The sequence below is a fragment of the Flavobacterium sp. genome (genome assembly GCF_043722275.1).
Lineage (GTDB): Bacteria > Bacteroidota > Bacteroidia > Flavobacteriales > Flavobacteriaceae > Flavobacterium.
In genome coordinates this window covers 135,148-153,686 of sequence record NZ_JAYSPC010000063.1, presented here as the reverse complement: position 1 = coordinate 153,686, position 18,539 = coordinate 135,148, and the positions used below count along the sequence as shown (strand labels likewise).

Sequence of the window (18,539 nt, the reverse complement as noted above, 5' to 3'; positions counted from 1 at the left end):
AACCTACCCATTTTGAAAGACACTGCCAAACATCAAGGACTTCGTAATCAATTAGTAAGTACTTTGGAGCAAAAAGGAATTACTGACAGAGCGGTTTTGGATGCGATAAAAAAAATCCCAAGACACCTTTTTTTAAATTCAAGTTTTGAAGATTATGCTTATCAGGATAAGGCATTTCCTATAGGAGCAGGGCAAACTATATCTCAGCCGTACACTGTTGCTTTTCAATCACAATTATTAGAAGTTAAAAAAGAGCATAAAATTTTAGAGATTGGTACCGGTTCAGGTTATCAGACCGCTGTTTTATGTATGTTGGGCGCTAAAGTTTTTAGTGTAGAAAGACAAAACGAATTGTTTAAAACGACTTCAAATTTGTTTCCAAAATTAAATATCCGTCCCAAACATTTATCTTTTGGTGATGGTTATAAGGGGTTACCAAGTTATGCACCGTTTGATAGTATTATTGTTACTGCCGGAGCTCCATTTATTCCTCAGCCTTTAATGGCACAGCTTAAAATAGGAGGAAGGCTTGTTATTCCGTTAGGAGAAGATGTTCAGATTATGACATTATTGATTCGTAAAAACGAAACGCAATTTGAAAAACATGAGTTCGGAGAATTTCGATTTGTTCCTTTATTAGAAGATAAAAATTAGAATAGAAACCCACTAATTATTTAGTGGGTTTTGTTTTATTGAGCAATAATACCAATGTATCGCTCCAGATTTTCTTTCTCAATTTTAGCAACAAAAAGCAAAAAGTCTTCTTTGTTGTTTTTAGTTTGGGCAGTTTCTAAAGTTTGATAATATTGCATGCGCGTATCATAATCTCCTTTTATATTTGCAATTATATATCCCTTTTGCAATAGAATCAGGTTCATTACTAAACGGGAAGTTCTTCCGTTTCCATCAATAAAAGGATGAATTGTGACTAATCTCTCGTGCATTTCGGCAGCCAGAATAATTGGATGTAATTTGTTTTTATTGATTTCATACCAAATAAAATAGTCTTCCATTTGTTTAGCTACCAAAAAAGGCTGTGGCGGCATATGTGTACTGCCTTTTATCATAACCTGTACTTTCCTGTAACGACCGGCATCTTCCGGAATTATCCCGCGAAGAATTAGATTATGGATTGATAAAAGATCGCGTTCATTTAATGAAACGTTTCTTTGCATCAGGTCTTTTATAAAACCAATAGCTTCCTGATGATTAATTGCTTCTAAATGTTCGCGCATACTTTTGCCCGAAATCGTTAAACCTTCGTTAATAACCATATCAGTTTCCCGAAGTGTCATTGTATTTCCTTCAATTCGATTACTTTCAAAAGTATATTCTAATTCTAATGCCTGGGTAATTCTATAGCTGTCATATTGACGATAACTGTCTAATTTCGATTTTAAAACATCAATTTCTTTTAAAAGATTTTCAAGTGTGCTTGAAATCTTTAATTTTGAAACAGTTTTATTGTATTTAATTTCTTGTTCTGCTACCAATAAAGCTTTTAAGGCAAATTCATCATCGCCAATTTCATAAAGAATTTTTTCCTTTAACCATGCAATCATCAAAGTTTCAAAATCAATCTCTAAAAGTTGAGAAAGTTTTGAAATTTGTTCTCTGGTTGGTTTTCTTGCTCCTGATTCAAATTTACTTATTAGCGCCTGATCAATACCCAGAATTTGTGCCACTTCACGAGTTTTTAAACCTTTTTGCTCTCTCGCGTTTTTAAGAAGTGTTTTCATTTTTTAATATTATGATTTAAATTGTCTTGACAAATTTAGTCATTTTATTTCGATATAAAAAAGCAATAAACTAATTATTGCTTTAAAATTTATTTTTTTGGAAGCGAACCGTCTTTTCTCATTTCGGCAACCACAGTTTGCATAATTGCGTCTACGGTTGATCCTAAATCAGTAACATAATCTGATTTTGTTGTTCCTGTCCAAATTAATTTATTTTCTTTTAATGAAAAAACATTCGTTTCTACCATATATGATGTAGTTTCCTGATAATAACCAGGATCATAAAAGCTGGGAGAATACATGCCGTACCAATTTCCAAAGCCATAACCATACATGCCGGTGTATGCACCATCAAATCCGCCGTAATACATACCTGTATAACTTCCGGGAACATATTCGGTTTCTTTTTCGGTACTTACTAAACGTAAAGTGATAACTCCGTCAAAATTCTCGTCGTGCAATATTTTTAATTTTTGCTCCTGAGTAAGATTTTTGGTCGCTTCGTTTAAGTATTGGTATGAAGTTTTGAAAATTTCATTACTGGCAGCAATTCTATTTTCAGTTATTCTTCGCGAAGCTTCATCTTTTACCAATGCAACTACTAAAACCTTTTTGAAATTTTCCTGAGCGACTGTAATTTTTGGATCTCTCCAACTATTTACAATAGAAGTATTAGTACCACAGCTGAAAAGCGCAAAAGCAATCATTAATAAAATTAAGTATTTTTTCATATTATAATTTTTTTAAATTATTGTAGTAAAAATACGTATAAAATATAAGTAAAGGCTTCTGTTGCTTAAAAATATATTAGTTGTAGGCTTTTTTGATTCGGTCTAAATCACGTTTTGTGTCTTGTTCTTTAAGAGATTCACGTTTGTCGTACGTTTTCTTTCCTTTACAAAGACCTATTTGTAATTTTGCCAGTCCTTTTTCATTGGTAAACAATTTCAACGGGACAATTGTAAGACCTTTTGCCTGAACACTTTTATGAAGACTTTTTAATTCCTTTTTATTTAAAAGTAATTTTCTTTCGCTTCTTGATTTATGATTGAACTGATTTCCAAATGAATATTCTTCTATATAAGTATTTATAGCGAATAGTTCCAGATTACTAAACTCACAAAAACTTTCTGTGATATTCGCTTTTCCTAATCGTATTGATTTAATTTCAGTTCCGGATAAAACAATTCCAGCAGTATAAGTATCGATTATCTCATAATCAAATCGAGCTCTTTTATTAAGTATATTGACTGTTTTTAACATAAGTGCAAATGTAAGTAAAATAAAAACTTTGGCGCAATCAAAGATAATTAAACATTGTTTAATCTATGAATTTTAATCATTTTCAAAGAAGAGCTTTGGGCTAAGTTTGTTAAATAATTGGATTATTTACATTTCAATTTACTAGTTTTGTAAAAAAAGAAAGACCGTACTTTTTGGGTACGGTCTTTTAGTATTATAAAAGAAATATAAAAATGCAAAATCAATCAAAAGATCCTTTACACGGAATTACACTTCAAAAAATAGTAGAAATATTAGTAGATCATTACGGGTTTGATACTTTAGCAGAATTAATTCCGATAAAATGTTTCACATCAAATCCAAGTGTAAAATCAAGCTTGACTTTTTTAAGAAAAACCGATTGGGCTCGAAAAAAAGTAGAAGATTTATACTTAAAATCACTACCTAAATTAAGTAATTAATTATAATTTATAAGAAAGCATTACCCCACCACGGTAAGGAAGCCATTCGCCGCTTTTATTCCAGTTTGGCGCTTTTTCATATCTTCCTGGAGTTCCGTCATTATAATAACCATGATAAAAACCTTGATGCCAACCTGCTCCGGCAAAAACGTCAAGTAAAAATTTATCACTTATTTTAATATTATATCCAACTGTAACACCTAAACGGTAACCAAAACCATGTTCATATTTGTTAGTATCCCAATAATTCCATTTTTGAATTTCGTAAATATCCGGACCAGCATGACCACCTACATAAAAACCATCGTATTTTTCTTTAAAATGGTAGCGTAATTCAGGAGTTAATGTGTAAAATTTCATTGGACTATGTCCGTTAAAAGATTCCCAGAACGAAGCCATAACATCAACACTAAAAGTCAATTTTTTTCCAATGCTTGTCTCAATACCCACATTAGGTATTGCAAGTAAAGCTGTTGCAGCATTAAATTTAATAAAAGTCTGACTTTGAGATTGAATCGAAAAGAAAAGAACAATTACAATTAGAAATTTTTTCATAAAATAGTTTTTCGTGGTATAAAAAATAAGTCTTTACCGCTTATTTCGCGTGCAAATATAACGTAAACCATTAGTTACTATTATCAAAATGTATTAAATTAATAGGAATATTTTTTGTGTGTAATAATTAATATTACTTAGGTTCTAATAATGAGTATATTACCTTATCAAGAAAGCGTCCTTCATAAAATTCAGATTCCTTGAAATGCGCTTCTTTAACAAAACCGCATTTTTGTAATACTTTTTCAGAAGCAAAATTTTCAGGATCAATTACAGCTTCAATCGAATGTAATTTTAAATCCTCAAATCCATATTTAATTAATCGGTTTACAGCTTCAGGAATAAGCCCTTTTCCATGAAATTCAGGTAATAACATATAGCCTATTTCAGCGCGAAAATTTTCAGGCTGCATTCTGTAAAACCCAATTATTCCAAGTAATTTAGGATTACCTTTTAGCGTTAATCCCCAATTGATACCCACATTTGTTACAATTTTATCTTCAATCATAGCAATATGCGCTAATGCATCTTCTGGATTTTTAGCCAATGGTCTTGGGATATATTTCATCGTTTCCGGATTCGAACGTAATTCGAAAACTTCATTTATATCATCGTTTGTTATTCGTCTTAAAAGCAAACGTTCAGTTTCGATTACAGGAAACGGAGTAAAGTTAAATTCTAACATTTGTCTGAAATTATAATATTGTGATGGTAAATTTTGCATGGAAAGTTTTATTTTTATCCAAAACCAAAATTCCTTCTTTTTCGAATAAATCTCCTGAATTTTCATCAGTATCAGAGTATCCCAACCAAGGTTCAATACAAATAAACGAAGCTTGTTCCTTAGTCCAGATTCCTAAGCTGGGGAAATCTTCAAAATCAACCTTAATATAAGGTTTTGAGTTTTCAAGAATAGTCAATGATTTCGATTCTAAAGTTTTAAAAATTAAAGCGTCGTTTTCGAATAATTTATAATTTAAAGGAACTAAATTATCTTTTGTTTCTAAAACTTTGGTTTTGTTAGAAATTAGATCACTTTCTAAAAGATAATATTTTAAAGTTTCCTCTTTTTCAAATTCAAAGGCATAATTTTCGAAATTTTCAGGCAAAGCAATTGCGGGATGAGCTCCAATTGAAAAAGGCATTTTCCCTTCAGCTTTATTGATTACCTTATATTCAATATTTAATGAAGATTCTTCAAGAGTATAAATTAATTGTAATTCAAATTCAAAAGGATATTTTTTCAACGTTTCCACATCAGATTTTAATGAAAAAGCAGCACTATTATCCGTTTTATTAATCAGCTGAAATTCCATATCACGAGCAAAACCATGTCTTGGTAATTGATATTCTGTTCCGTTGATTGTGTATTTGTTATTTTTTAAAGTGCCAACAATTGGAAAAAGGATTGGAGAATGTTTCCCCCAGAAATCGGGATTACCTTCCCAAATATATTCTTTATTTTGATTGTCTTTCAGCGAAAATAATTCGGCTCCGGAATGTTTAATAGAAGCACTTAGTGTTGAATTTGAAATAGTTGTATTCAAAGTATGTATAATTGAAATGAATTAATTTTTAGATTGATGTAAATATATTTTATAAATTTTAGTTTTTCAGGAAAATGCTTCAAATTATTTTTCTGATAAAATTTTGCTAAAATTAAATTTATGAATCTTGTTTTCTCTGTAAATAGCTTTTTTTTTCATTAATTTGCTAGATAAACAGCTAAAAAATATGAAAATACAATCGTCAAAAGCCCTATTAACGATGGCTTTGTTTGTTGGAATTTCTTCTGTTTGGGCGCAACAAACGCCTGCAACAACAGCAGTAAAACCAGTTAATAACTACAATTATCATGATGCGTTTGGACCGCAATTTTATACAAAAAACGGAACGCCAACTCGTTCTGCAAGTGGTCAGCCAGGAGTTGAATACTGGCAAAACAGAGCTGATTATCAGATAACAGCAAAATTAAACGGAACTACAAATGAAATTACTGGTACAGATGAAATCACTTATACCAATAATAGTCCTGATAAAATGTCATTTGTCTGGTTGAATCTGGATCAGAATTTATTCAAAGAAGATTCAAGAGGAAATTCAGTTGTACCTTTAACAGGAAGTCGTAACGGAGCTCAGGGTCAGCTTTTTGACGGAGGAAATAAAATCAAATCCGTAAAAGTAATTTCTGTTGGAAAGAAAAAAACTGAAATTGAGGCAAAATATGTAATTACAGATACCAGAATGCAAATATTCCTTCCCGAGGAATTAGCATCAAAAGGAGCAGCTGTAAAAATAAAAATCGAATATTCGTTCATCGCTCCTCTTGAAGGATCAGACAGAATGGGAGTTTTAGATACTAAAAATGGTAAAATTTTCACCATTGCACAATGGTATCCGCGTATGTGCGTATATGATGATGTGAAAGGCTGGAATACTGCGCCATATTTAGGAGCTTCGGAATTTTATTTAGAATATGGAGATTTCGATATAAAACTTACCGTTCCTGCCAATCATTTTGTTGTAGGATCAGGAGAATTATTGAATGGTTCAGAAGTATTGCCGGCAGAAATGTTCAAACGCTATAAAGAAGCTTCTTTAAGTGATAAAACCGTCATGATTCGTTCTGCTGATGAAGTTGCTGCAACTGCAAATACAAATGCAACCGGCGAAAAAACATGGCATTATCAAATAAAAAATGCTCGTGATTTTTCATGGGCATCATCACCAGCTTTTATTTTAGACGGAGCAAAAATTAATTTGCCAAGTGGTAAAAAATCACTGGCCCTATCTGCTTATCCGATAGAAAGTGCTGGGCAAGATGCTTACGGACGTTCTACTGAATATGTAAAAGCAGCTATAGAAAATTACTCTAAAAGATGGTTTGAATATCCTTATCCGGCAGCGACAAACGTAGCAGGAAATGAAGGCGGAATGGAATATCCCGGAATCGTTTTTTGCGGATGGGAATCTAAAGGAAAAGATTTATGGGGAGTTACAGATCATGAATTTGGACACATTTGGTTTCCTATGATCGTAGGTTCAAACGAAAGATTATTCGGTTGGATGGACGAAGGTTTCAATACTTTTATTAATTCATTAAGTACTGCAGAATTTAATAAAGGTGAATATATTGAAGAACCAACAGATTTTCATAAAGGAGCAGAATCATTTACAAGACCAAATTTAGAAGCTATAATGAGTTCTCCTGATAATATGAAGGAAGCTAATATTGGTATGTTATGTTATTTTAAACCAAGTACAGCCTTAATAATTTTAAGAGAACAAGTATTAGGAAAAGAGCGTTTTGATACTGCTTTCCGTACTTATATAGAACGTTGGGCATACAAACATCCACAACCTGATGATTTTTTCAGATCGATGGAAAACGTTGCCGGCGAAGATTTAAGCTGGTTCTGGAGAAGCTGGTTTGTAAACAACTGGCGTTTTGATCAGGGAATTAATTCGATAAAATATATCAAAAACGATCCGGCAAAAGGAGTAGCAATTACGATTGAAAATTTTGATAAAATGCCAATGCCGGTTATTTTAGATATAAAAACTAAAAGCGGAAAAGTTACCAGAGTTAATTTGCCAGTAGAAATTTGGCAACGTAATACCGTTTGGACATTTAAACATAATTCTACCGAAGAAATTGAAAGTATAACACTTGATCCTGAACACCTTTTTCCGGATAATAATGAAGCAAATAATACGTGGACATTGGGAAACGGTAAAGTAGAGAAAGATGTTGTTTTAGATGGTTATTTAGGAAACTATTCAACTTCAACAGCACCTTTGAAAATTGATTTTACCGAAAAAAATGGAACACTAAATGTCGAAATTACAAACTTTCCTAAGTTTAGTGTAACTGCTGTAGAAAACGAAAAAGATACTTTTCAGTCAACTAGTGCAGGATTGAAATTTAAATTTAATGAAGCAAAAACAGGATTCGATATGATTATTTTAGGTAGCGGACAAGTAATACCGTTTACTAAAAAATAAAGATAAATAAAGCAAAGTTTACACCCGATAGTTATTATAGCTATCGGGTTTTCTTTTTATTACAAATTCCAGGTTTTGGATTATTAAATTTTGAGTTAAACAACTTAGAACCTTAGTAACTCACAATCTTAGCGCCTTTAAAAAAAACCAACATTTCATTAAAAAATTGTTAGAATTTTAATTTTTTGTTTTGGAAATAAAAAAATAGTGTACTTTTGCACCAATGAATAAAATAAGTTTACATATAACTTCTTTGTCACGGACAAACTCACCTGTAACTTCTCCCGAAGTACGGATACTATCTCTATAGTATTCACAGAGTTTTTCGCCGCGTATTTATTTATATTCATTTTTCATTTTGAAATCACACAATTTGTCCATTGGACAAACATATCCTGAAAGTATATATTATTTTTTTAATTTTCTTAATCAAGTTTTTGATTTTGAGAATGTTACTTCTATTTTGTCTATTTTTATTGGATTGAATTCAGGATTTCAAACTAAACAATACGTTTTAATTTTTAACTCTAACTTCAACTATTGAAATGAAAATCTCTATTGTTGTTACTCAGGAAGAACACTTCAAATTCGCACAGGAAATTTGCGATACAATAGAATCATCTGCCTTATTAAGAGGTACAGGGATTGCTAAAAGAACTCCTGAATACATTCAGAAAAAAATGTCGAGCGGTGATGCGATGATTGCTTTAGCAGATGGAAAATTTGCAGGTTTTTGTTATATCGAAAGTTGGCAGCACGGAAAATTCGTGGCACATTCCGGTTTAATTGTACATCCGGATTACAGAAGTTTGGGCTTGGCCAAAAAAATCAAATCAAAAGTTTTCGATTATTCCCTAAAAAGATATCCGGATGCTAAGATATTTGGAATTACAACCGGTTTAGCCGTAATGAAAATCAACTCTGATTTAGGATATAAACCAGTACCATTCTCAGAACTTACAACAGATCCAAGTTTTTGGTCAGGCTGTAAAACCTGTACCAATTATGAAATCCTAAAAAGCAAAGACAACAAAATGTGTCTTTGTACAGGAATGTTGTATGACCCGAAAGAAAAACAAAAAGATCCGCCAAGACATCCATTCAATGAAGCTGTTTTGAAAAGATTGAAAAAAATAAAACAAGCTTTATTCTTAGGGAAAATATTGTCTTTCGGTTTTTTATCTTAAGAATTAAATCAAAAAAGAAATCTCAAACTTGCTACATACGAAAGTATTAGCCAAAATCATAAAAAATGAAAAAAGTTGTATTAGCTTATAGTGGAGGATTAGATACCTCGTATTGTTTGAAATATTTAAAAAATGAAAAAGGATATGAAGTTCACACCGTACTTGTAGATACAGGAGGATTTGATGCAGAAGAATTATCAGCAATTGAAAAAAGAGCCTACGAATTAGGAAGCGCACAACACGCAAACCTGACAATCGTAGATAAATACTATGATAAAGCAATAAAATATTTGATTTTCGGAAACGTATTAAAAAACAATACCTATCCATTATCAGTAAGTGCAGAGCGCGTTTTTCAGGCAATTGAAGCCATTAAATATGCTAAAAAAGTAGGAGCAAGCGCCATCGCACACGGAAGTACAGGTGCAGGAAACGATCAAATTCGTTTTGATTTGATTTTTCAAACCATCGCTCCGGAAATTGAAATTATTACGCCAATTAGAGATTTAAAATTATCAAGACAAGAAGAAGTTGATTATTTAGCTCAAAATGGAGTTCACTATTCATGGGAAAAAGCACAATATTCGATCAATAAAGGACTTTGGGGAACAAGCGTAGGAGGAAAAGAAACTTTGACCTCAAGCCAGCCATTGCCAAGTGACGCTTATCCGTCACAATTGAAAAAAGAAGGCGAGGAAAAAGTAAGATTGCATTTTGAGCAAGGAGAATTAGTTGGAATCAACGGTCAATTAGATAAACCTTCAAATAATATTGTAGCACTTGAAAAACTGGCGAATGCGTACGCAATTGGTAGAGATATCCATGTTGGAGATACAATTATAGGAATTAAAGGAAGAGTTGGTTTTGAAGCTGCTGCTCCGTTAATTATCATCAAAGCGCACCATTTATTAGAGAAACATACACTTGGTAAGTGGCAACAATATTGGAAAGAACAACTAGGAAACTGGTACGGAATGTTATTTCACGAAGGTCAGTTTTTAGATCCTGTAATGCGTAACATCGAAACGTTCTTGCAAGACACACAAAAAACGGTAAATGGTGTTGTAACCGTTTCACTAAAACCATATCATTTTTCGCTTGACGGAATTGAATCAGATAATGATTTGATGAACACAGGTTTTGGTCAATACGGAGAAATGAACAACGCCTGGACATCTGATGATGCAAAAGGATTTATTAAGATTTTAGGAAATGCCCAAAACATATTTTCATCCGTAAACCATTTAGATCATGATTAATGTTGGAATAATTGGTGGTTCGGGCTACACAGCCGGAGAACTTATCAGAATATTAATGTATCATCCCAATGTAAACATCGATTTTGTTTACAGCACGACCAATTCGGGCAAACCTCTTTCTGTGGCACATCATGATTTGATGGGAGATATCGAAATGAACTTTACTGATGTTGTAAATCCAAATGTAAATGTTGTTTTCTTGTGTTTAGGTCACGGAAAATCTATTTCATTTTTACAGGAAAATCAGTTTGCAAGTCACACGAAAATCATTGATTTAGGAAATGATTTCAGATTGAATAAAGATGCTCATTTTGACGGAAAAGATTTTATTTACGGTTTACCCGAATTGAATAAAGCAGATATCAAAAAAGCAAATTATATTGCAAATCCGGGTTGCTTTGCAACAGCAATTCAATTGGCTTTGTTGCCTTTAGCTAAAAATGATCTATTGAATAATGACGTTCATATTAATGCAACAACCGGAAGTACCGGAGCAGGAGTTGGACTTTCTGAAACTTCTCATTTTAGCTGGAGAAACAATAATATGTCACACTATAAAGCTTTTGAGCACCAGCATTTAGGAGAAATCTCTGAAAGTTTGGTTCAATTGCAAGAGGATTTCGAAAGTGATTTACTTTTTATTCCAAACAGAGGAGATTTTCCAAGAGGGATTTTTGCAACTTTATATACAATTTCAGACGAAAGCCTGGAACAAACCGTTGCAAAATACCAGGAGTTCTATAAAAACGAACCTTTTGTAACCGTTACAACGACAAACATCAATATGAAGCAAGTCGTTCAAACTAACAAATGTATCATCAGTTTATTGAAAAAAGGAAACCGGATTTTAATCACTTCAATCATTGATAACTTAACCAAAGGTGCTTCGGGACAGGCGATTCAAAACATGAATTTAATGTTCGGATTAGAAGAAACCACCGGTTTACATTTGAAACCAAGCGGATTTTAGGAAAAATTTGTTTCAGGTTTAAAGTTTCAAGTTCCGTACGCAGCTTGAAAAAAAACACGAAGCTTAACAATAGTTTCAAGTTTCAAGTTCCAAGTTTCACTCTGTGCATAACTTGAAACATGAAACCTGAAACAAAACAAACAAAAGATATGAATTTATTCAACGTATACCCACTTTATGACATAACTCCTGTAAAAGCATTAGACTGCACAATTACAGACATTAACGGAGTGGAATATTTAGACTTATATAGCGGACATGGTGTAATTTCGATTGGCCATACGCAACCTGATTATGTTGAAAAACTAAAAAATCAATTGGATCATTTAGGATTTTATTCAAATGCAATTCAGAATCCTTTGCAGGTAGAATTGGCTCAGAAATTAGGAAAACTTTCAGGATTAGAAGAGTACGAATTATTTTTGTGCAGTTCAGGAGCAGAAGCAAACGAAAACGCCTTGAAATTAGCATCTTTCCATAACGGAAAATCAAGAGTTGTAGCTTTTCATAATTCTTTTCACGGAAGAACTTCCGCAGCCGTTGCCGTTACAGATAATAAGAAAATAGTAGCGCCAATTAATGCACAGCAAGTAGTTACTTTTTTACCGCTGAATCAAATCGAATTAGTTGAAGCAGAACTTTCAAAAGGAGATGTTACGGCAGTAATTATCGAAGGAATTCAAGGAGTTGGAGGATTAGATGAAGGAACAACAGAATTTTTTCAGGCATTGGAAAAAGCGTGTAAAAAACATGATGTTGTTTTAATTTTAGATGAAGTACAATCAGGATACGGAAGAAGCGGAAAATTTTTCGCGTTTCAACATCACGGAATCAACGCTGATATCATTTCAGTTGCAAAAGGAATGGGGAACGGATTTCCGGTTGGAGCCATTTTAATCTCTCCAAAATTTGAAGCAAGTTTCGGATTATTAGGAACTACTTTCGGCGGAAGCCATTTATCTTGTGCTGCAGGAATTGCGGTTCTTGATGTAATAGAGAAATTGAAATTACAAGATAATGTAAACGAAGTTTCGGCTTATTTCTCAGAACAAATCAAACAAGTTCCGGGAATCAAACAAGTAAAAGGAAAAGGTTTAATGCTTGGAATTGAATTCGATTTTGATGTTGCGGCATTAAGAAAAAAACTAATTATCGAGAAACATATTTTTACAGGAAGTGCAAACAACAAAAATCTGTTAAGAATTTTGCCGCCACTTACAGTGAAAAAATCAGATATTGATACTTTTATTGTAGCTTTAAAAGAAAGTTTAGAAGAGCTTCAAAACTAAGTTTACCATTACTGTTAATTCGTTTAATCGTTTAACTGGTAATCGATTAAACGAACTAACAATTAACCAATTAAACCAAAAAAATGAGTCCATTATCAATTGAAAAACGAAATCTGGTTTTGGGATCTATGGCAAAGCTGGTCGAGCAGGAGCGGAGTCAAATTATTCTCACCAATCAGGAAGATTTGCTCGCTTACGATGGTTCAGATTTGGCAATGGAAGAACGCCTGAAAGTAGATGATAAAAAAGTCGATGAGATGATTTTGTCTTTAAACCAATTAGCTTCTCAGGAAGATCCGGTTGGAGTGGAGCGCTTTCATTTTGTTCATGATAATGGAATCAAAGTCATTAATAAAACGGCAGCATTCGGAACAATTTTAATTATATATGAATCTCGTCCGGACGTTACAATTGAAGCTGGTGGAATTGCCTTTAAATCCGGAAATAAAATTTTATTAAAAGGAGGAAAAGAAGCTTTAAAATCAAACTTAAAAATTGTTGATTTATGGCATCAGGCTTTACAGGAAAATGAAGTTTCGAAAAATTGGGTAGAGTATTTAAACTATAATCGTGCAGAAACTCAGGCATTTTTAGAAAAACCAACTCAAAAAGTTGATTTAATTGTTCCCAGAGGAGGAGAAAAATTAATTGAGTTTGTCAAGCAACACGCCACTTGTCCTGTAATTGTAAGCGGACGTGGAAATAATTTTGTGTATGTTCATAAAGACGCAGATACAGATTTGGCTTTAAAAGTAATTTTGAATGCCAAAACCTCTAAAATCTCGGCTTGTAATGCCGTTGACAAAGTTTTAATAGATTCTAAATTGCCAAACTTCGAAGGTTTTACAGCAATTTTGATTGAAAAATTAAAAGAACATAAAGTAGAAATAATTGTCGATGAATCGTTAAAAAGTTTCGAAGACACAGAAACACTTCAAAACGAAGATATTTGGTACGAAGAATTTTTGGATTATAAAATTGTAATCGGAACCATTGATTCTGAAGAACATGCAATCGAAAAAATCAACAAATATTGTGGCGGACATTCGGCAGTAATTATTACCAGAGACGATAAAGTGGCACAGGAATTTATGGATGCCGTTGATACCGCAGCCGTTTATCAAAATGCCTCAACACGTTTTACCGATGGCGGACAATTTGGTTTAGGCGGAGAATTAGCAATAAGCACAGATAAATTACATCAACGCGGACCAATTGGTTTACAACATCTTGTAACCAATAAATGGTATGTTTACGGAGATGGACAAACAAGATGATTTTAGATTTTAGAGTTCAGATTGTAGATTGTAGATTGATGATTAACGATTTTTGATTTCAGATTATTGGAATTTTGGATTTAAATTTTGGAATTTATTAAAAACAAAGCTTTGCGTCCGATAGCTATCGGGATTGCGGTAAAAAACGTTTACAATATAAAAAACTTAGAGCCTCAGCAACTCAGAACCTTAGCCACTTAGAAAAAATGACTAAAAAGCGGATTTTATTAAAAATAGGAAGTAATACTTTAACTAAGGAAACCAATCATATTTCGCGGGGAAAGATTGAAGATATAGGTATGCAGATTGCCGCTTTAAACAAAGATTACGAATTTGTAATAGTAAGTTCAGGAGCAATCGCCGCCGCTAAACAATTTGTAAAACTCGAAAGCAAAGGCAAAGAAATTGCGTTAAAACAAGCTTTAGCTTCAATTGGACAACCACATTTAATGCGGATTTTCCACGAGAATTTCAGCGATTTAGGATTGTTGACATCGCAATGTTTGCTTTCATATTCCGATTTTGAAAAAGACCAATCGAAAGTCAATATTGTCAATACCATAAATGTTTTGGTCGAAAACAATTACATTCCAATTATCAATGAAAATGACACCGTGGCCACAGATGAGATTCGGTTTGGGGATAATGATAAATTAGCGGCTTTAACCGCGGTTCTTTTAAATGTGGACATTCTGATTATTGCGACAAATACAAACGGAATTTATACAAAAGATTCTATTCACGATGAAAATCCTGAAACGATTAAATTAGTAAATGATTTAAAAGTATTAGAAAAAGAAATCGGAGAATCAAAATCGTCACACGGAACAGGCGGAATGCAATCCAAAATTGAAGCAGCCGGAATCGCAAAAGCAGCCAACATCGAAACCTGGATCGTCAACGGATTGAATGATAATTTTATCTTGAAAGCGTTAAATGATGAAATTGCTTTTACAAAGATTGTATAATATAGAACGCGGATGAAACGGATTCGCTATCGCGAAGACGCAGATTTACACGGATTTTAATATTTGATTTAATTTTTAAGTAGTATATTTCGTTCAAAATTAGAAAATGGAATTATTGCATCAAAAGTTAACTGATGTCATTATTAAAACTTTTTATGAAGTTTATAATGAATTAGGATATGGATTTTTAGAAAAGGTTTATTTAAATTCCCTGTACTTGGAATTAAAAAGTAAAGGTTTAAATGTTGAAGCTCAAAGAAAAATAGAAGTTTATTATAAAGGAATTGAAGTGGGAGAATATTATGCAGATTTAATTGTTGAAAATTCAGTTATTCTTGAATTAAAAGCGGCTGATAGTATTGCAGCAGCTTTCGAAAATCAAATATTAAATTATTTAAGAGGAACAAATTGCGAGGTCGGTTTACTCCTGAATTTTGGAAAGAAACCGGAATTCAAACGGAAAGTTTTCGAAAATAGTAGAAAAATAAGAAAGTAAAAAAGGAAAAGAAAAAATCAGTTTTTATCCGCGTTTTCGCAAAGCGAATCAGTTTTAATCCGCGTCTAAAAAAACACAATACAAAAAACAATGAATTATATTTCAATACAAGATATCAACTCATTATCAAAATGGGTAAAAAGCGCATTAAAAATAAAAAAGAATCCACTTAAAAATCAAGACTTAGGGAAAAACAAAACCTTAGGAATGTTATTCTTTAACCCGAGTTTAAGAACGCGTTTGAGTACTCAAAAAGCCGCTATAAACTTAGGAATGAATGTTATGGTGATGAACTTTACCAACGAAGGCTGGACATTAGAATTTGAAGACGGCGCCATAATGGATTCCGGAGCTTCAGAACATATTAAAGAAGCGGCAGAAGTAGTATCTCAATATTGTGATATTATTGCCATTCGTGCTTTTGCAGGTTTGGTTGATAAAGAAAAAGATTATGCCGAAACGGTGATTTCAGGATTCTTAAAATACGCAACCGTTCCAATTGTGAACATGGAAAGTGCTGTTCGTCACCCAATGCAATCTTTGGCAGATGCAATTACAATGGAAGAATACAAAACGAAACACAAACCAAAAGTAGTGCTTTCTTGGGCACCGCATCCAAAAGCATTGCCACAAGCGGTTGCCAATTCTTTCGTAGAAATGATGCAAATGCAAAAAGATATGGATTTTGTAATTACACATCCGGAAGGTTACGAATTGAGCCCCGAAATCACAAAAGACTGTAAAATCGAATACGATCAAAATAAAGCGTTCGAAAATGCCGATTTCGTTTACGTAAAAAACTGGAGCAACTTCAACGATTACGGAAAAGTAACCAACACAGATTCAAATTGGACGGTTACAGCTGAAAAAATGGCTTTAACTAACAACGGAAAATTCATGCATTGCCTTCCGGTTCGTCGTAACGTAATTGTGACTGATGAAGTAATCGACAGCGAGAATTCAATCGTAATTCAACAAGCGAATAACAGAACGTATTCGGCACAATTAGTTCTACAAAAGATTTTAAAAAAGTTATAATTTGAGGTACAAAGGCGCAAAGTTGCAAAGGTTCAGAGGTTTTTAAAACCGTCACAAAAATCTTTGTTCCTCTGAACCTCTGTCCCTTTGAACCTTGAAAGAAATGAACGTTAAAGTAATAAAAATTGGCGGAAATATAATTGACAACCCAACCGAGTTAGAACAATTCTTAACTGATTTTTCTAAGATCGAAGGATATAAAGTTTTAGTTCACGGAGGTGGAAAATCGGCTACAAAAATGGCTCAAAGCATTGGTTTGGTTCCTCAAATGATTGATGGACGCCGAATCACCGATGCTCCAATGCTAGACGTTGTCGTGATGATCTACGCCGGACAAATCAACAAACATATTGTAGCGCAATTACAAGCGAAAGGCAATAATGCAATTGGTTTTTCCGGAGCTGATGGAAATTTAATTCAATCCACAAAACGAAATCATCCAACGATTGATTACGGATTTGTAGGCGATGTAAAACAAGTTAATACAAGTTTATTAAAAACGTTGCTTGAAACAGGAATAGTTCCCGTTTTCTGCGCCATTACACACGACAAAAACGGACAATTGTTAAACACAAATGCTGATACAATTGCAAGCGAATTATCAATTGCATTGTCTGAAGTATTTGATGTTACGCTAACATATTGTTTTGAAAAACAAGGAGTTTTGCAAGATTCAGAAGACGATAATTCTGTAATAACAGAAATAAACGAAGAACTATACAATAAACTAAAATCCGAAAAAGTAATCCATTCCGGAATGATTCCGAAACTGGATAATTGTTTCAATAGTTTATCAAGAGGCGTTCAAAAAATCAAAATTGGGCATCACAAAATGCTTCAAAACCCAGATGTTCTTCATACAACAATTACATTATAAAGAAAAAAGTTGCTAAGTTGCTAAGAAACTAAGACTTTTGCAATCTTAGAACCTCAGAACCTTAGTACCTCAGTACCTACTAAAAATGAAAAATATAGAAACGCTTACCCAGGAAGCAATTAGTTTATTAAAAAGCCTTATCGAAACACCTTCATTTTCAAGTGAAGAAGATCAAACAGCACTTTTAATAGAAAATTGGTTCAATCAAAACGAGATTCCTTTTAAAAGAGAAAACAATAATGTGTGGGCTTTCAATAAATATTTCGACGAGAACAAACCAACACTTTTACTGAATTCACACCACGATACCGTAAAACCAAATCAAGCTTATACCAACGATCCGTTTAAAGCGATTGAAAAAGACGGCAAATTATTTGGTTTAGGAAGTAATGATGCCGGAGGATGTTTAGTTTCATTATTGGCGACATTTGTTCACTTTTATGAAAATCAAAGTTTACCATATAATATTGTAATTGTAGCTTCGGCAGAAGAAGAAAGCAGCGGAAAAAACGGTTTGAACAGCGTTTTAAAACATTTACCTGAATTAGATTGTGCCATTGTTGGTGAACCCACTTTAATGCAATTGGCTGTCGCTGAGAAAGGTTTGTTAGTTCTTGACGTAAAAGTAAAAGGAACGGCAAGTCACGCAGCGCACCAAAACGACGATAATTCATTATACAAATCAATTCCGGTAATGGAATGGTTTAAAAACTATAAATTCGACAAAATCTCTGATGTTTTAGGTCCCGTAAAAATGACCGTAACGCAAATCAGCGCAGGAAAACAGCATAATGTTGTACCATCAGAATGTGATTTAGTTGTTGATATTCGCGTAACCGATCGTTACTCAAATACCGAAATTTTGGAAGTTGTAAAAGCAAATGTAAATGCCGAAGTAACACCAAGATCCATGCATTTAAACGCATCATCTATTCCTATTGCACACGGTTTAGTTCAAGCCGGAATAGCTTTAGGAAGAACAACTTATGGGTCACCAACACTTTCAGATCAGTCCGTTTTGAGTTGTCAATCCTTAAAACTCGGACCAGGCGAAACCCTGCGGTCACATTCAGCAGACGAATTTATTTTCATCAACGAAATCGAAGAAGGAGTCGACTTGTATATTAAAATACTAACCGATTTCTTTAAATTATAATCCTTGTCATCCTGAGCGGA

The 18,539-nt window shown here is 33.2% G+C and carries 19 protein-coding genes; 13 read left to right on the top strand and 6 right to left on the bottom strand.

The features are described from left to right. Window positions 1-12: 12 nt before the first annotated feature. Entirely contained in the window at window positions 13-654 is a 642-nt protein-coding gene (locus ACHZDT_RS09100; protein WP_041518722.1) for a protein-L-isoaspartate(D-aspartate) O-methyltransferase, read from the top strand. A gap of 35 nt (window positions 655-689) precedes the next feature. Here the strand turns inward: ACHZDT_RS09100 and ACHZDT_RS09095 are convergent, their stop codons facing one another. The 3 genes from ACHZDT_RS09095 to smpB all read right to left on the bottom strand — a co-directional run bounded on the left by ACHZDT_RS09095 (window position 690) and on the right by smpB (window position 3,002). Then, window positions 690-1,739, bottom strand: coding sequence for a Fic family protein (locus tag ACHZDT_RS09095; RefSeq protein ID WP_394774311.1), 1,050 nt, complete (start codon window positions 1,737-1,739; stop codon window positions 690-692). A gap of 89 nt (window positions 1,740-1,828) precedes the next feature. Beyond that, window positions 1,829-2,470: a hypothetical protein gene (locus tag ACHZDT_RS09090; RefSeq protein WP_394774310.1), complete on the bottom strand. Its 642-nt coding sequence runs from the start codon at window positions 2,468-2,470 to the stop codon at window positions 1,829-1,831. Between the two features lie 76 nt (window positions 2,471-2,546). After that, window positions 2,547-3,002, bottom strand: a complete 456-nt coding sequence (gene smpB, locus ACHZDT_RS09085) for an SsrA-binding protein SmpB (protein ID WP_394774309.1) — start codon at window positions 3,000-3,002, stop codon at window positions 2,547-2,549. 212 nt (window positions 3,003-3,214) lie between these two features. On the opposite strand from smpB, the gene ACHZDT_RS09080 reads away from it, so the two are divergent. Next, a complete protein-coding gene (locus tag ACHZDT_RS09080) occupies window positions 3,215-3,442 on the top strand; it encodes a VF530 family DNA-binding protein (protein ID WP_394774308.1) in 228 nt (75 codons plus the stop codon). Here the strand turns inward: ACHZDT_RS09080 and ACHZDT_RS09075 are convergent, their stop codons facing one another. The 3 genes from ACHZDT_RS09075 to ACHZDT_RS09065 all read right to left on the bottom strand — a co-directional run bounded on the left by ACHZDT_RS09075 (window position 3,443) and on the right by ACHZDT_RS09065 (window position 5,544). Beyond that, entirely contained in the window at window positions 3,443-3,997 is a 555-nt protein-coding gene (locus ACHZDT_RS09075; RefSeq protein ID WP_394774307.1) for a DUF3575 domain-containing protein, read from the bottom strand. It lies immediately after the preceding gene. 133 nt (window positions 3,998-4,130) lie between these two features. Then, a complete protein-coding gene (locus tag ACHZDT_RS09070; protein ID WP_394774323.1) occupies window positions 4,131-4,682 on the bottom strand; it encodes a GNAT family N-acetyltransferase in 552 nt (183 codons plus the stop codon). A 10-nt stretch (window positions 4,683-4,692) separates the two neighbouring features. Further along, window positions 4,693-5,544: an aldose 1-epimerase family protein gene (locus tag ACHZDT_RS09065; RefSeq protein WP_394774306.1), complete on the bottom strand. Its 852-nt coding sequence runs from the start codon at window positions 5,542-5,544 to the stop codon at window positions 4,693-4,695. A gap of 187 nt (window positions 5,545-5,731) precedes the next feature. On the opposite strand from ACHZDT_RS09065, the gene ACHZDT_RS09060 reads away from it, so the two are divergent. The 11 genes from ACHZDT_RS09060 (at window position 5,732) to ACHZDT_RS09010 (ending at window position 18,519) form a co-directional block, all read left to right on the top strand. Then, on the top strand, window positions 5,732-8,002 hold the full coding sequence (locus ACHZDT_RS09060) for a M1 family metallopeptidase (RefSeq protein WP_394774305.1): 2,271 nt from the start codon (window positions 5,732-5,734) through the stop codon (window positions 8,000-8,002). A gap of 545 nt (window positions 8,003-8,547) precedes the next feature. Then, complete coding sequence (locus ACHZDT_RS09055; RefSeq protein WP_394774304.1) at window positions 8,548-9,189, top strand: GNAT family N-acetyltransferase; 642 nt, start codon at window positions 8,548-8,550, stop codon at window positions 9,187-9,189. Between the two features lie 65 nt (window positions 9,190-9,254). Continuing rightward, window positions 9,255-10,448 (top strand): argininosuccinate synthase domain-containing protein, encoded by a 1,194-nt coding sequence (locus ACHZDT_RS09050; RefSeq protein ID WP_315223318.1) that lies wholly within the window; start codon window positions 9,255-9,257, stop codon window positions 10,446-10,448. After that, window positions 10,441-11,418 (top strand): N-acetyl-gamma-glutamyl-phosphate reductase, encoded by a 978-nt coding sequence (argC, locus tag ACHZDT_RS09045; RefSeq protein ID WP_394774303.1) that lies wholly within the window; start codon window positions 10,441-10,443, stop codon window positions 11,416-11,418. The genes ACHZDT_RS09050 and argC overlap by 8 nt, the downstream gene beginning before the upstream one ends. Window positions 11,419-11,567: 149 nt before the next feature. Further along, entirely contained in the window at window positions 11,568-12,707 is a 1,140-nt protein-coding gene (locus ACHZDT_RS09040; protein ID WP_394774322.1) for an aspartate aminotransferase family protein, read from the top strand. Window positions 12,708-12,790: 83 nt separating this feature from the next. Continuing rightward, window positions 12,791-13,984, top strand: coding sequence for a glutamate-5-semialdehyde dehydrogenase (locus ACHZDT_RS09035; protein ID WP_394774302.1), 1,194 nt, complete (start codon window positions 12,791-12,793; stop codon window positions 13,982-13,984). A gap of 206 nt (window positions 13,985-14,190) precedes the next feature. Next, the gene (gene proB / locus ACHZDT_RS09030) at window positions 14,191-14,952 is read left to right on the top strand and encodes a glutamate 5-kinase (protein WP_394774301.1); all 762 of its coding nucleotides are present in this window, start codon (window positions 14,191-14,193) and stop codon (window positions 14,950-14,952) included. A 106-nt stretch (window positions 14,953-15,058) separates the two neighbouring features. Beyond that, complete coding sequence (locus tag ACHZDT_RS09025) at window positions 15,059-15,448, top strand: GxxExxY protein (protein WP_394774300.1); 390 nt, start codon at window positions 15,059-15,061, stop codon at window positions 15,446-15,448. A 90-nt stretch (window positions 15,449-15,538) separates the two neighbouring features. After that, a complete protein-coding gene (locus ACHZDT_RS09020) occupies window positions 15,539-16,486 on the top strand; it encodes an N-acetylornithine carbamoyltransferase (protein WP_394774299.1) in 948 nt (315 codons plus the stop codon). A gap of 103 nt (window positions 16,487-16,589) precedes the next feature. Continuing rightward, on the top strand, window positions 16,590-17,363 hold the full coding sequence (argB, locus tag ACHZDT_RS09015) for an acetylglutamate kinase (RefSeq protein ID WP_394774298.1): 774 nt from the start codon (window positions 16,590-16,592) through the stop codon (window positions 17,361-17,363). A gap of 85 nt (window positions 17,364-17,448) precedes the next feature. Beyond that, window positions 17,449-18,519 (top strand): M20 family metallo-hydrolase, encoded by a 1,071-nt coding sequence (locus ACHZDT_RS09010; RefSeq protein WP_394774297.1) that lies wholly within the window; start codon window positions 17,449-17,451, stop codon window positions 18,517-18,519. Window positions 18,520-18,539 lie beyond the last annotated feature (20 nt).